This is a genomic window from Streptomyces sp. NPDC050703 (assembly GCF_040654435.1).
Taxonomy (GTDB): domain Bacteria; phylum Actinomycetota; class Actinomycetes; order Streptomycetales; family Streptomycetaceae; genus Streptomyces.
In genome coordinates this window covers 40,309-53,663 of the sequence record NZ_JBFAHX010000045.1, presented here as the reverse complement: position 1 = coordinate 53,663, position 13,355 = coordinate 40,309, and the positions used below count along the sequence as shown (strand labels likewise).

11 protein-coding genes are annotated in these 13,355 nt (G+C 72.0%); 5 read left to right on the top strand and 6 right to left on the bottom strand.

Going from position 1 to position 13,355, the window contains the following annotated elements; genetic code table 11:
• The first annotated feature begins 421 nt into the window (after window positions 1-421).
• Both AB0I16_RS30190 and AB0I16_RS30185 read left to right on the top strand, forming a co-directional pair.
• A complete protein-coding gene (locus tag AB0I16_RS30190; protein WP_363252800.1) occupies window positions 422-1,684 on the top strand; it encodes an AAA family ATPase in 1,263 nt (420 codons plus the stop codon).
• Window positions 1,681-2,934 (top strand): ParB/RepB/Spo0J family partition protein, encoded by a 1,254-nt coding sequence (locus AB0I16_RS30185; protein WP_363252799.1) that lies wholly within the window; start codon window positions 1,681-1,683, stop codon window positions 2,932-2,934. Before AB0I16_RS30190 ends, AB0I16_RS30185 begins: the two co-directional genes overlap by 4 nt.
• A gap of 133 nt (window positions 2,935-3,067) precedes the next feature.
• Here the strand turns inward: AB0I16_RS30185 and AB0I16_RS30180 are convergent, their stop codons facing one another.
• Window positions 3,068-3,625, bottom strand: coding sequence for an XRE family transcriptional regulator (locus tag AB0I16_RS30180; RefSeq protein ID WP_363252798.1), 558 nt, complete (start codon window positions 3,623-3,625; stop codon window positions 3,068-3,070).
• A gap of 3 nt (window positions 3,626-3,628) precedes the next feature.
• The gene (locus AB0I16_RS30175; protein WP_363252797.1) at window positions 3,629-5,845 is read right to left on the bottom strand and encodes a helix-turn-helix transcriptional regulator; all 2,217 of its coding nucleotides are present in this window, start codon (window positions 5,843-5,845) and stop codon (window positions 3,629-3,631) included.
• Window positions 5,846-6,128: 283 nt separating this feature from the next.
• Between AB0I16_RS30175 and AB0I16_RS30170 the strand changes: the two genes are divergently transcribed.
• Both AB0I16_RS30170 and AB0I16_RS30165 read left to right on the top strand, forming a co-directional pair.
• Window positions 6,129-7,292 (top strand): cytochrome P450, encoded by a 1,164-nt coding sequence (locus AB0I16_RS30170; RefSeq protein WP_363252796.1) that lies wholly within the window; start codon window positions 6,129-6,131, stop codon window positions 7,290-7,292.
• Complete coding sequence (locus tag AB0I16_RS30165; RefSeq protein WP_363252794.1) at window positions 7,289-7,498, top strand: ferredoxin; 210 nt, start codon at window positions 7,289-7,291, stop codon at window positions 7,496-7,498. The genes AB0I16_RS30170 and AB0I16_RS30165 overlap by 4 nt, the downstream gene beginning before the upstream one ends.
• Before the next feature lie 14 nt (window positions 7,499-7,512).
• Here AB0I16_RS30165 and AB0I16_RS30160 read toward each other — a convergent pair whose 3' ends face one another.
• The 4 genes from AB0I16_RS30160 to AB0I16_RS30145 form a co-directional block, all read right to left on the bottom strand.
• Window positions 7,513-7,914 (bottom strand): DUF6009 family protein, encoded by a 402-nt coding sequence (locus AB0I16_RS30160; protein WP_363252793.1) that lies wholly within the window; start codon window positions 7,912-7,914, stop codon window positions 7,513-7,515.
• A complete protein-coding gene (locus AB0I16_RS30155) occupies window positions 7,911-9,443 on the bottom strand; it encodes a phage/plasmid primase, P4 family (protein ID WP_363252792.1) in 1,533 nt (510 codons plus the stop codon). Before AB0I16_RS30155 ends, AB0I16_RS30160 begins: the two co-directional genes overlap by 4 nt.
• Entirely contained in the window at window positions 9,440-10,480 is a 1,041-nt protein-coding gene (locus AB0I16_RS30150) for a bifunctional DNA primase/polymerase (RefSeq protein ID WP_363252790.1), read from the bottom strand. Before AB0I16_RS30150 ends, AB0I16_RS30155 begins: the two co-directional genes overlap by 4 nt.
• 801 nt (window positions 10,481-11,281) lie before the next feature.
• On the bottom strand, window positions 11,282-12,238 hold the full coding sequence (locus AB0I16_RS30145; RefSeq protein ID WP_363252789.1) for a ScbA/BarX family gamma-butyrolactone biosynthesis protein: 957 nt from the start codon (window positions 12,236-12,238) through the stop codon (window positions 11,282-11,284).
• A gap of 326 nt (window positions 12,239-12,564) precedes the next feature.
• Here AB0I16_RS30145 and AB0I16_RS30140 point away from each other — a divergent pair, with 326 nt between their 5' ends.
• Window positions 12,565-13,263, top strand: a complete 699-nt coding sequence (locus AB0I16_RS30140; RefSeq protein WP_363252788.1) for a ScbR family autoregulator-binding transcription factor — start codon at window positions 12,565-12,567, stop codon at window positions 13,261-13,263.
• The last annotated feature ends 92 nt before the right edge of the window (window positions 13,264-13,355 follow it).

Sequence of the window (13,355 nt, the reverse complement as noted above, 5' to 3'; positions counted from 1 at the left end):
CTTCGGCGGGGCGGGGATGGTCACCGGGGTCCCCGAGGGTGTCCTCGCGCCGGTCACCCGCGTCAGCTCGGCGTCGCCCGAGCGCACCTGCGCGGCTCCCTGACAGGCGGTCAGGGAGGAGCAGCGGCCCCGGGACGGACTGCGACTTCGCCGGGGTCGGCGGCCTGGGTCGGTGAAGGAGCTTGAGTGCTATTACGGCGTAATAGCCGTCGAGGACGTGCTGGCCGGAGGCGAGTCGGAGCGGTCCGGCCTTCGTGGGAGTGGCGCGGTAGTTATTACGGCGTAATAGCCGTGGGGGAGTGGGCAGCGCTTCGGCGGGCGGCCAGTGTGACGTGGGAGAAGGGTGATCGGCGGTCAGCAACTTGGGCTAACTAGCGCGTCGGTGACGACTCTGGCACCACGCGTTAGTAAGGTGTCTTCCATGACTTCGCCAGCCACTTCCAGCGACCGCGAGAAGGTCGTCTCCAAACTGCCGGGATGGCTCCGGCAGACCCTCAAGGTCCGGGCCGCCCAGCACCGCGTCGAGATCCAGGTCGCCGTGGAGCAGGGCATAGAGGCCTGGACCCGCCTCGCCTCCAACCCGCCCGCCATCGACACCTCCGGTGCCGACTCCTTCTCGACCTTCCTGCCGCAGGGGCAGTGGGACACCTTCCGGGCGACGGCCGCCGACCGTGGCGTCTCCCTCATCCAGGGCCTCGCGCAGTCCGTGCAGCTGTGGCTGGACACCAACCCCGCCCCGCACATCGAGCGCCCCGCCATCACGCAGCGCATCGTGGTCTGCAACCAGAAGGGCGGCGTCGGCAAGACGGCCATCACCGCCGGTGTCGGGGAGGCCTTCGCCGAGGACTCCGACACGCTGTATCCCGTACGTGTCGCCAAGCAGCTCACGAAGGCGCTGCGGGCCAGTGGCAACGCCGGGGACGATGTTCCCGGTGACGACCCGCTGGACGTGGAGAACCTGCCGGGGCTCGGGCTGCGCGTCCTCCTCGTCGACTTCGATCCGCAGTGCCACCTCACCAATCAGCTCGGCGCGACGCCGCTGCCGATGAACGGCGACAGCCTCACCAACCACATGGCGGGCGACCCCAAGGGCGACTTGCGGGACCTCATCGTCTCCATCGAGAAGGAGTCCTTCGACGGGCGCCTGGACCTGCTGCCGGCCTGCACCGACGCCTTCCTGCTCGATGTGCGGCTGTCGGCAGTACGGGCCAGGGAGGCCGCACTCGAACGGGCCCTGGCCCCGCTGGAGGACGACTACGACGTCATCCTCATCGACTGCCCGCCCAGCCTCGGGCTGAGCATGGACGCCGCGGCGTACTACGGGCGGCGGCGCGACGGTGAGCGTCCGGGCCGTTCCGGCGTGCTCATCGTCGTCCAGGCCGAGGACAGTTCCGCGGACGCGTACGGCCTCCTCACCGCACAGATCGACGACCTGGGCAACGACCTCGCCCTGGACATCGACTACCTCGGCATCGCCGTCAACCTGTACGACGGGCGCCGCGGCTACATCGCCACCTCCTCGCTCCAGGGGTGGGTGGACATCAAGGACCCGCGGGTCGTCGGCCTCATCGGAGACCTGAAGGAGCAGAAGGAGGCCGTGCGCATGAAGCGGCCCCTGCTGACCTACGCGCCCAAATCGCAGCAGGCCGTCGGCATGCGCGCACTGGCCCGGGAGATCGCATGAGCAAGGCCGACCAGCTCGGTGCCGGACGCTTCGGGACCGCCCGCGGCGTCAGCAGCCGACGAGCCGCGATCGGTGCCGCGACCGGCGTACCGACCGAGGGCGTCGCCCCGCCGACCACCCTTCCGGTCGGCCGGATCAGCCCCAACCCCGACAACCCGCGCACGAGCCTCGGCGACCTGACCGAGCTCGGCGGGAGCCTGAAGGAGCACGGGCAGAAGCAGGCCATCACGGTCATGAACCGCGATGCCTATGTGAAGGCCAACCCTGAACGTGAGGGTGAGCTTGAGCCCGACACGACCCATGTCGTCGTGGACGGCAGCAGCCGTCTGGCGGCCGCCAGGGAAGCGGGGCTCCCGCATCTGAAGGTCATGGTCGACGACGAGCAGGGCTCCGACGCGGACGAGATCCTCGAATCCGCCCTCGTCGCCAACGTGCACCGCCAGGCGCTGGAGCCCCTCGACGAGGCCCACGCGCTCCAGCGGCTGCTCGCCATCCACGGCACGCAGACCGCGTTGGCCAAGCGGTTGCACAAGTCCCAGGGCTGGGTGTCCCAGCGCCTCGCGCTGCTGAACCTGACGCCCGAGCTGAAGGAACGCATCGGGCGGGAGCCCGTCGACCTGCTGCGGGCCGTGGGCAACAAGCCCGCCGAACAGCAGGAGGCGGCCCTGGAGAAGCTGAAGCGGCAGCAGGCCAGGGACCAGGCCGAGAAGGCTGCGCGCCGGAGCGGGAGCGGGCAGGGGGGGCGCAGCGACGACAACCGGCCGCGGACCGCCGCCGTGCCCGCCGCCTCCGCGCCCGCCGCCTCCGGGAGTACGCAGCCTTCCGGCACGCAGCCTCCCACCACGCCGGCTTCCACCACGCCGGCTTCCAAGGTCTCCGGTACGGAGGTTTCCGGGACGCCGGGCCCGTCTCCGGTCGGCGAGGATTATTACGGCGTAATAGAGGAGCCGGAGAGGAAGGCGGCGGCCGAGGCGGTATCCGCGTCGGCGGGCGGGCGGGCCGCCGCGCCGGCTTCCGCCGAGGCCGTGCCCGAGCCGCGTGCCGGGGGGCAGCCCGATGCCGGAGCGCGGTCGGACGCCGAGGGACCGGCCGGCGCGGCGCCCGCCGCTTCCCCGCGGCTCCCTTATGACGACGGGTACTTCATCGCCCAGCACCTGATCCGCAAGATGCCGGCGCACGAGCTGGACAAGATGCTCGCGCTGCTCAACGAGCACCAGCAGCAGCGGAACAGCGCGAACGCCGAGGCCTAGCCGGGCCGCCCGGACGCGGTCGGTCGGCACCCGATCACTCCAGCCCGCTCCTCATGGCACGGGGAGCCGGCCGGACCGGTGCCGACGACCGGCGGCGACCACCTCGACCACCGCGGCGACCACGCGGTACCGCTCAGAGGCTGATCTCGATGTCCTGCACGTCCGTGAACTCCACCTGGAGGTCGTGCGCCCGGCGGCCGTTGTCGCGGAAGTAGTGTTCGCCGAGGCCCTGGGCGGCGATGTCCAGAAGTTGCCGTTCGTCGGCGCCCTCGTCGCGGGCCGCGAACAGGCGTTGGGCCCAGTGCGGGGCCAACGCCTGGGTGATGTCCCTGACGCGGGCGTCGTCGGTGGAACCGGGGGCCGCAGTATAGCCGAAGCGGGCCCGGGTGGAGACCACGATGCCGTCCGTGGAGGCCGCCTTCCGCTTCGCCCTGGCGCGGACCTGCGGCTGCCAGCGGCGCCTGACCTCGCGTTCCATGCGCGCGGCGAGATCCTTGCGGGGGCGTTTGAGCCTGCCGGTGACGTACCGCTCGACGGTTCGCTGTGAGACGCCGAGCACCTCCGCCGTGGCCTTCGTGCCCTTGAGCTGCTTGACCAGGTACTTCATCCGCGCCTGCGCGGACTTCGGGATCGGGCGGGTGAACGCCTGCTCCACCGCGCGGTCCAGGCCGTCCCCGAGCCGGTCCACCATCTGCTACTCCCCGTCGTCGGCGGCGCTGCCGCCGTCCTTGATGATGCGGGCGATGTTCACCAGGCCGTGCTTCTCGTACTGCTCCTCGGCCCACAGCGTGGTCTGGGTGCCCTCGTGCTTGACCATGCCGGGCGACACCCCGAGCCGGAAGCCGCCGGGCACCGGCTTGCCCTCCGGGGTGCGCGGCAGGAAGTCCAGCGGGGAGGGCCCGTCGGAGGGGTAGACGACGCAGTCCGTGCCGACCGCCACGGGGTAGAGGCCGGCGGCCGCCGCGACCTTCATCATCTTGCGGTGCATGTTGACGCGGGTCGTGGACAGGACGGCGGCCCGGATGTCGGGGCGCCACTCCTTGCGCTCCAGGGCCGGCCACGGCTCGAACAGCGGTGTGCCGCGCGGACGTTCGCGCAGCTTGCCGATGCCGCCCTTCGCGGTCGCCTTGATGGCCTTCAGTACGAGGGCCATCTCCGGGTCGACCTGCTTGTGCACGGCCATCGCCTCAAGGAACGCCTGTTCGTCCATGCCGGAGACGACGCCGAGGTCGGCCATCGTCGCCATGTAGGCGTCGCGCAGGCGCTGGTACCAGGCGTCCAGGTAGCCGCCGTGCTCCCGGCGTACGTACGCCTCGACGGGACGCACCTGGTGGCCGAGCTCCACCGCGTAGGCGACGGTGGGCGTGGCGTACCAGGCCGGGCCCTCCGGGCGCTCCCCGCGCGCCGTGAAGGGCGACGGCAGCCGCTCGTCCAGGTCGATGTGGGAGAGGTCCACGAGCCAGGAGCCCGGCAGCTTCGGGTCGAACTCCGGGTGGCGTACGTAGGTGGGGCCGCCGAGTCCCACGGTGAGGCGGTTCGCGGCGGCCGCGAACGCCATGTTGACGTCGATGCCGACGACGAAGGGCTTCATGCACTCCTCGTCCGTGAGCGGCCTGCACCAGTCGTAGGACTCCTCCATCAGCATCTCGGCGGGGGTGCGCTGGTGGTGTCGCGCGTACACGCCCTTCAGGAGAGGGTGCCCGTCGGGGACTTCGCACGGCACGTGCTCGTACACGGCCGTCAGCGCGCCCGGGGCCGGGGCGCCGCGCCACTCACCGGTCCTGTCGTCCTTCACCGCCATGGTGGGCGGGTGCAGGGCGGTCATCAGTTCCAGGCCCGTGACGGCGGTGGTGCCGCGCGGAGTCATCACGCGGTTCGCGTACGTGCCGAGGAACCGGGCGAGGTCGGCCGCGCCCATCGTGGGCAGCCTCGGGGCGTCCCTGTCGTCCCATTCGCGGACGTCGAGCGCGTTCCACGCCGGGACGCACAGCTGGACGCAGTTGCGCCTGGACCCGTCGGCGGGGCGGAAGATCCTGGCCCAGGGGCCGAAGCCGCGCCGGGTGAGCTGCCATTCGGCGCGCTCCAGCTGCTTGAGGACCTTGTGCCCGGCCGCCAGGCGTCCTGCGCGGCGTTCGTCCTCCGACAGGGCGGCGGGCAGGCCGTAGCGCTCCAGGGCGGACGGCGTCAGGACGAGGATGGGGTCGGCGTCCCTGCCGTTGCGGTGGAGCCTGGGCTGCCCGAGGCGGGCCTCGCGCAGAGTCCATTCCACCAGCGCGGGGAGCGACTTGGCGGGGACGTCGAGGACCAGGCCGTCGACGCAGTACGCCGATACGTGGCCGTCCTCGTCGCAGTCGACGACCGCGAGGGGGCCGTTCTCGAAGCGGGGGTCGACGGTCGCGGTCTTCGCGGTCGTCCTTGTCGCAGTCTTCGCGGTCGTCCTTGTCGCCGTCTTCGGCGTGGTCCTCGCCGTGGTCCTGGGCGCGGTCTCGGGTGCGGTCTCGGGTGCGGCGTTCCTCGTCGCCGGCTGCGGGCGCGCCTGCGGGACCGACGGCGGCGTCTGCGGGGCGGGTGGGGGTGCCTGGCTCGGCCGGGGCGCTTCCCGGAGCGCTTCCCGGGGGGCGGGGGGCGCCTCCGGGGCCGCAGGGGCTTCAGGGGCCGGGAAGCGGGCCGCGAGGCCTTCCAGGAGGCGGGCGTAGGCGGCCCGCTTCGGCGGGCGCGGCTCGGTCTTGCCGGTCTCCCAGTTGCCCACGGCCTCCCGGCGGGTGTCCAGCGCCTTGGCGATCTGCGTCTGGCTCAGCCCGGCGGCCTCGCGCAGGCGGCGCCGCTCGGCGGGTACGGGCAGCGGGTCCTGCGCGACCTGTTCGAGCAGCGCGTCCACCGCGCTGAACAGTGTGTATTCCTCGTCGGACACGGGCACCTCCGCGAGGGACGCTACATGAAACGAACAGTGAAACGCACGCGAAACGCGCACTGGTCCCCCGTGCTCAAGGGCTGTTCAAGGGCTACTCAAGGGCCGCTCAAGGGCCGCTCAAGGGAGCGCCCGCGGCACGTGCGGTCCGAGCCCTGTGCCCGTCATAGTCGCTGTCGGGTGCGCCGTATCCCTGTGGCCGTGAGGAGCGGCCGGTCGTCCTGCACCCACGGCTACACCGCCGCTGCCGTCCGATTGTGAGGCCATTCGTCCCATGCGGTGCGTCATGGATGAACTGAGCGTTCAAGATCCTCCTCCTCTGCCCTCGCAGGACAGGCGCGTGCCCTTCCCGCAGGGCCGCGCGTGTCCCTACCACCCGCCCGCGGGCTACGCCCCGCTGCGCGACTCCGCCCCCCTGGGCAAGGTGACCCTGTATGACGGCCGGTCGGCGTGGGCCGTCACCGGGCACGCGGTGGCGCGCGAACTGCTCGCCGATCCCCGTCTGTCCCGCGCGCGCACGCGGCCCGGGTTCCCGGAGCACGACGCCCGGCCGCTGCCGGCCCCGCACGTCACCTCCGGACGCGTCGCGTCCCTGCGTCCGCGCGTCGAGCGGATCGTGGACCGGCTGCTCGACACCGTGGTGGAGCAGGGCCCGCCGGCGGAGCTGGTCTCGGCCTTCGCCCTGCCGACAGCGGCGTCGGTGATCGGCGTGTTGCTGGGCGTGCCCGATGGCGACCACGGCTTCTTCGAGGCGTGCGCCCGACGGCTGCTGACCGCCCGGACGGCGGACGAAGTCGCCCGGGCCCGGGGTGAACTCGGCCGCTACATCGGCGAGTTGACTGACCGTGAGCGGCGGGAGCCGGGCGACGGCCTCCTCGACGAGCTGACGCACCCGGACGCCCCGGCCGGACCCCTGGGCCGGGACGAGCTCGTCGCGCTGTCGGGGGCGCTGCTGGCGGCGGGGCACGGGATCACGGCCGGCATGATCTCGCTCGGCGTGTTCACGTTGCTGGACCATCCCGGGCGGCCGGCGGCGCTGCGGGCCGGGGGGACGCCCATGCACGCCGTGGTGGAGGAGCTTTTGCGGTATGTGTCGGTGGCGGACGGTGTGGCGCGGGTCGCGGCCGAGGACATCGAGGTGGCGGGCCACACGATCCGCTCCGGAGAGGACGTCGTCTTCGTGACGCCGCTCATCAACCGCGACGGCTCGGTCTTCGCGCGGCCCGACGTGCTCGACTGGGAGCGTGCCGCGGGCCGTCACCTGGCGTTCGGTCTCGGCGCCCACCAGTGCCCGGCCCAGGATCTGGCGCGCCTGGGGCTGGAGACCGCCCTGCGAGGGCTGTTCGAACGGCTTCCGGGGCTGCGGCTCGCGGTCCCCGCCGCGGAGGTCCGCTCCGGGCCGGTGACCGCGGGGGTCGCGGGGCTGCTCGAACTGCCGGTCGCGTGGTGAGCCCGGTGAGGATCGAGGTGGATGGGGAGCGCTGCGTGGGCGCGGGCATGTGCGCGCTGACGGCACCTGCCGTGTTCACGCAGGACGACGACGGGCTCAGTGTGGTGCTCGCCGGGCAGGACGCGTCCGTCGCGGCACATCCGACGGTGAAGGACGCGGTACGGGCCTGTCCCGTCGGCGCGCTGTCCCTGCGGACCGAGGACTGATCCGTCCGCCGTGGTCACAGCGGGAGCGTTATGCCCAGCTCCTCCATCGCCGTGGAGGGCGGGCCGCCTTCGGAGCGCTCGGTCTTGTACCCCTTGACGCGGGGGCCGAGGGTGCGGGGGTCCACCGCTTCGGCGGGGGCGCCGGTGGTGTAGAGGCCCTCGGGCTGGCTGTCGCGGTCGTGGGGCAGCAGCCAGAAGACCCGCCGGCGGAAGGTTCCCGAGGCGCGTGAGGCCTTGGCGGTGGGGCCGAGCACCGCGTAGCCGACCATGCGTCCGTCGCGGTGGTAGGCGGGCTTGCCCTTGCGGGTGCGCAGGCGGTCCAGGCTCTGGCGGATGTAGTCGAGCCCGTCGATGTCCTCAAGCCAGATCAGGGTGGTCTCGTGGCTGATCTCATCCTCGGTGATCAGGGAGCTCATGAGGTGACGTCCCCTTCCTGGTCGGTGAGCAGGCCGATACCGGGATAGTGCTTGCGCTGGTTCGACAGGATCATCTCCTTGGGCGAACCCAGGCCCACGAGTTCGCGGGTCCGCGCGGCGAACGCGCGCGATGACATGACCGGTGCACCCTCATTGTGGCACCAGGCCTTGTACGCCGCGTACAGGGACGTCTGTTCGGCTCGCAGGTCCGCTCCGAGCACGCAGGCCTCTTCGTAGAAGCGGCCCGTGTGGTCCTCGGTCTCCGCGTACGCGGTGGTGGCGATGCGGACGCGTTCGGGGCCGGTGAGGTCGCGGTCCCCGGCGAGGTAGCGGCGGGCGCCGTCGATGAGCCAGCCGAGGATGCCCGGGCCCTCCTCGGTCACGAGGATGTCGGCGAGGTTGTCGATCTTCCGGTCGTCCGGGACGACGCGCTCGAAGGGGATCATGCGCATGCGGCGCCAGAAGGCGAACCCGCCGGTGCCCACCTCGGGGCGGTGGTTTCCCAGCAGCCACAGCTTGTGCGTGGGTTCGAAGCTGAAGAAGTCCTGCCGCATGCGGCGGGCCTTGATCCGGTCGCCGCCGGTGAGGAGCTTCACGCGGGCCTCGTCGAACTTGTCGCCGGGTTTGACCTCGGAGCAGACGATGACGCGCCGCCCGTGGAGTTCGGCGAGGTCGGTGGGGTGGCCTTCGTAGGGGCGGGCCATGAGGAAGCCGGGCGGCGCGGCGTCGGCGTAGTCGCCGAGCAGCTTCACCAGGACGTCGAGCAGGACGGACTTGCCGTTCTTGCCCGAGCCGAAGAGGAACGGCAGGATCTGCCCGCCGACGTCGCCGGTGACCGAGTAGCCGAGGAGCAGCTGGAGATAGCCGATCATCTCGCGGCCCTCGGGATCGTCGCCGAAGGTGTCGGTGAGGAACCGCTGCCAGCGCGGGGTGGCCTGCGCCCGGGGGCCCACCGAGGTGGAACGGGAGTGGAAGTCCTTGTTCGGGTCCGGGCTCTTGCTCAGCCCGGTGCGCAGATCGACGATCCCGTCCGGTGTGCACAGCGCGTACGCGTTGGCGTCCAGGCGGGCGGCGTTGAGGACCATGCCCGGTGCCGACTTGGCCTGGCTGAGCATGGCCGTGATGCCGGTCGTCGACAGTGCGCGCCTGCGGTGGGACTGCAGGGCGGTGGTGGTGAAGAGGCCGCGCGGGTCGTGCGAGGCGATGGTCTCGGCGAGGTCGCCCGCCGCCCACTGCACGCTGTCGTCCTCGTCGATCTGCCAGCGGGTGGTGTCCCACCGGTACCAGCCGATGCCGGGAACGTGCCGGTAGTCGTTGGCGTACAGCCTGACGAACAGTTTGGCGTTGCCGCGATCCGACAGGGTGTCGGGCAGGAGGCCGTTCGCGGTCGCCGTGCCGTCCGGGCCCTGGTGGGGGTCGGCGGGGGCCCGGGCCGGTGCGGGGACCGCCGTGCCGCCCTGGGCGCGGATCTGGGCGGCGACCGCCTCAGGATCGAACTCGAAGAGCGCTTCCGGCCGCGGGGAGGTCATGTCCGCCTCCCGCGGTCGTGGAGGGGCCGCTCGGTCCCTGCGGCGAGACCGCTGCGGATGATGGCGTTGATGCGCTGCTCCTGTCCGGGGCGTACCTGGTGCGCGGTGTCCCTCAGGAGTTGCTCGGCGTCCTGCCGTGGGAGCCGGCCCGCGGCCTGGAGCCCACCGAGGGTGTAGGCGGCGCGGTTGAGTGTGGCGGAGAACCCGGCGCCCTCGGCGGACCTGCCGCACGCCCGGACCGGGGCCAGGATCGTGGCGAGCAGTCCGGAGCCGCTCCCGGCGTCCGCGGCGGCGACGGCCTGGCGGGCGCGTGGAGGGATTCTGCGGGGCGCGGGGACGTCGGGGGGCAGGTGCCCGGTGCGCTCCAGTTCCCGGGCCAGCCAGGGGGCCAGTGGGGCGGGTTCCCGGACCGGGCCGAGCGGCGTGTAGGAGCCGTTCGGCAGGCGGGTGCCGGGAGCCACGATGTAGCTGCCGTGCGCGCGGACGTCGACCTGCCAGGCCAGGCTCCGGCCGGTGCCGGAACCGACGGAGGACTGCCAGCGGAGATCGGAGCGGTACCAGACGTGCATGCCGCCCGAGGGCGTGCGCACCCGCAGCGTGGAGGTGTCCCTGTCGGGGCTGGTGACCCCGCGCAGCGCCGCCAGGACAGCCAGCGTGTGGTAGCCGTTGGCCAGGCCGGTGAGGTCCACGCCGGCGCCGATGGGGATGCCGGGCAGGACGCGGTCGCGGGCGGGCGGCTCGGCGGCGTGGGCGTCGATGTCGATGACGACCAGCCCGGCCGGACCGCAGGACACCCCGATGCCGAAGTCGGGCCGCGCCGCCCACCACCGCCTGAGCCGGTCCTGGTCCAGCGTCGCCGCGTGGAAGCCGTGGCACCAGCGGCCGTGGTCCTGGCAGGGGCACTGCGCGGGGGAGTGGGCGCCGGTGCGGCAGGCGGGGCAGTTGCGCGCGGGAGTCTTGCGGCCGGGGGCGAGCGGAAGGACCGGCCAGCCGCGGCGGGCGCACCGGAGAGCGGCGGCGAGCGGCTCCCCGGACACCGGGGCCGCACCCGCGGGCTGTCGTGAGTCGCGGTGGGGGGACCGCGGCTCAAGAGGCATCCTCATCCCCAATCAGCGACTGAAGCGACTCAATGACGGACACAGACTAGCGAACGAGGCCACCCCGGCACGGCAACGCGGGTCGTCGTGAGTTGACGCCGGGGCGGTGGGGGAGACCTGCGGGCGGGCGGGCGCGCAGGGGTGAACAGGGCTCCCCGTACGGCTCCTTGACCGAACTCCCCGGAGGGCCGGGGCCCCTCGACACCTGCGGCGTCTTTGGTGACCGGACCATTCTGCTACGCCGCGCAGGTGCCCGGGGACCGGTTCCCGTTCCAGGAGGGGCCGAGCGCACCCGGAGCTTCGACGCTTGTCCCATTTGCTCGGGAATAGGCGCTAAAGAACAGCCTGCGGGCGGGCAGCGACTGAACGCGCGGGGCAGCTACTGGAGGCGTTCAGTAGCTGTTCAGTAGCTGCGAAAGTCTTCGCAGGTCAGAACTGGTCTGAGCGACCAAACAGCGACTGAAGCGACTGAAGGCCTCTATCTATGAGGCACACGCACATTCTCTAACGAGCTTATATATAGGACCCTTTGGTCGCTTCAGTCGCTGGTGGGTGTGAGGCACCCCTTCTGACCTGCGGTTTTTTCTGAGACTGAAGAAGCGACTGAAAGTCTGCCCAGTCGCTTCCTTTCAGTCGCTGCCGGGTGGACGGCCGTCGGCCGCCGGATCAGTGGTTGTGCGGCAGTCCGGGAGGGCGCCCGCTTGAGTAGCTGCGCCGTCGCGAGCGCGGTCGGGAGCCGGGTCAGGAGAGCCGCCCGGTCAGTTCCGTGCCGAAGACCTGGTGCCCGTCCTGCCACCCCGTGACGGCCACGCGGGCCGGTCTCCCGGCGGCACGGGGCGCGAGCGCGGCGTCTATCCGGCAGGGCGCGTCGTACTCCACGTACCGGTGGAACACCGTCGTGGCCCCGGTGGGGGCGAAGGTCCGGGGGGCCACCAGGGCGCAGGCCGCCTGCCGGGCTGCCTCGACGAGCACCATCCCCGGGACGTGGTCCCCGACGTGGTCGAACAGGACCGGATGGCGGGCGTCGGCGCTCAGCAGCCAGGAGCCGGGCCTGCCGCCCCGGGCGAGGACGACGTCGCGGGGGAGCGTGCGGCCCACCAGCCGCGGCGTGACGGGCCCTGGACGGGCCGCAGGCGGCCCCGAGGCCCTGCGTGCCTCCCCGCGCAGCCGGCGGTACGTGGCGGGCGCGACGCACGTGAAGCGGCCGCTCCCGGCCGCGGCGAGGTGCCCCTCCCGCCCGATCCGGACGTGCATGGCGAACCGGGCGAGGCGATTTCCCTTCCACACCAGGTCCGTGCAGTCCGCCTCCAGGTCGAGGTTGGTCGGCCCCCGGCCGACCAGGAGCCGGCCGGGGTCGGTGGAGTACTCCATGTCGTGGAGCAGGAACTGGTGGTCGAGCGGGACGCCGAACTGCGCGTGCGCCAGGAACAGCCCGACCTGGCGGATCGTTTCGGCTGCCTGCATGGGGTCATGGCTGAGCCCGTCCGCGCTGGTGAAGAAGGTGTGGGCGCGGGGCCATTGGCCGGTGAGGGCGAACCGCGTGCCGTCCGTCCGGCGGCACCCGGTGAGGAAGACCTCCGCCAGCGAGGCGCGGTGCACGTACTCGCGCGGCACGGTCGTGGTGAGCCGGGCCGGGAAGGCCTCGGGGCGGTCGGGGACCCCCGCCGTTGCCGCTGTCCGGTGGGTGAGCACTGTCATGGCATCTCCAGGGCGGCCGTCGAGAAGGGTGGGGCAGCAGGGGCAGGTGATGCGTCGGTCGCCGGGGCAGCCCGCCTGCTGTCGGCGACCACTAAGATACGGACCCACCGGTTTTGTTCAAGAGATTTCTGCCAACTGCGGGCGGAAGAAACCCGCTGGAATATGGGACTTCGGCACATCCTCCAGGGGCCCGCGTCGGCCCACGGCCAGGCGGATGGGGGCCGTACGTCTGGGTCCAGGCGGCCGCTCGGTGATAGCATACGGACCTGCCGGTTTTTTTGGGATGGAGCAAGAGGCTCCACCGAGCCAGTTCCTGGAGGTGAGGCGTGGCCCAGCAGGAGCGCGCGGTTCGAACGCGACAGGCGATTCTCGCGGCTGCCGCCCAGGTCTTCGACGAGGTCGGCTACGAAGCGGCCACCGTGTCCGAAATCCTCACGCGGTCAGGGGTGACGAAAGGTGCCCTCTACTTCCACTTCGCCTCCAAGGAACAGCTCGCGCAGGGAGTGCTGCAGGAGAACGCCCAGGTCGTTCCCCGGGTCCCCGCCCAGCGCCTGAAGCTCCAGGAGGCCATCGACCGCGGCATGCTGCTCGCCCACCAGATGGGCGTCGACCCCCTGCTGCGCGGCAGCGTGCGCCTGGCCCTCGAAAGGTCGGGCAACGACAGCCTCGACCGCAAGATCCCCTTCGAGGCCTGGACGCGCGAGAGCGAGCTGCTCCTGGAACAGGCGCGGCTGGCGGGCGAGCTCCAGCCGCACGTGGACACCGAAGAACTGGCCGGAGTGTTCGTCGGGGCGTTCGCCGGTGTCCAGCTGATGTCCCAGGCCCTGACCGACCGGCAGGACCTGTGCGAGCGGATCGCCGTGCTGTACCGCGTCCTGATGTCGGGCGTCGCCGTCCCCAGCGCCCTGGTCCAGCTCGACGTCACCGCGGGCCGCGGCGCCAAGGTGCAGGCGCTCATCGACCAGGGCCTCGACGAGCCGGCGGACCCGCACGGGGAACGGCCCTTTCTCGTAGGCCAGGGCTGACCGTGGGCCGTGCCGCGAGGCACGGCCCACGCGCATGTGCAGCGCACCCTCGCACACTCGGCCGGGGTGATGACCCAGGCTCTCAGAACCAC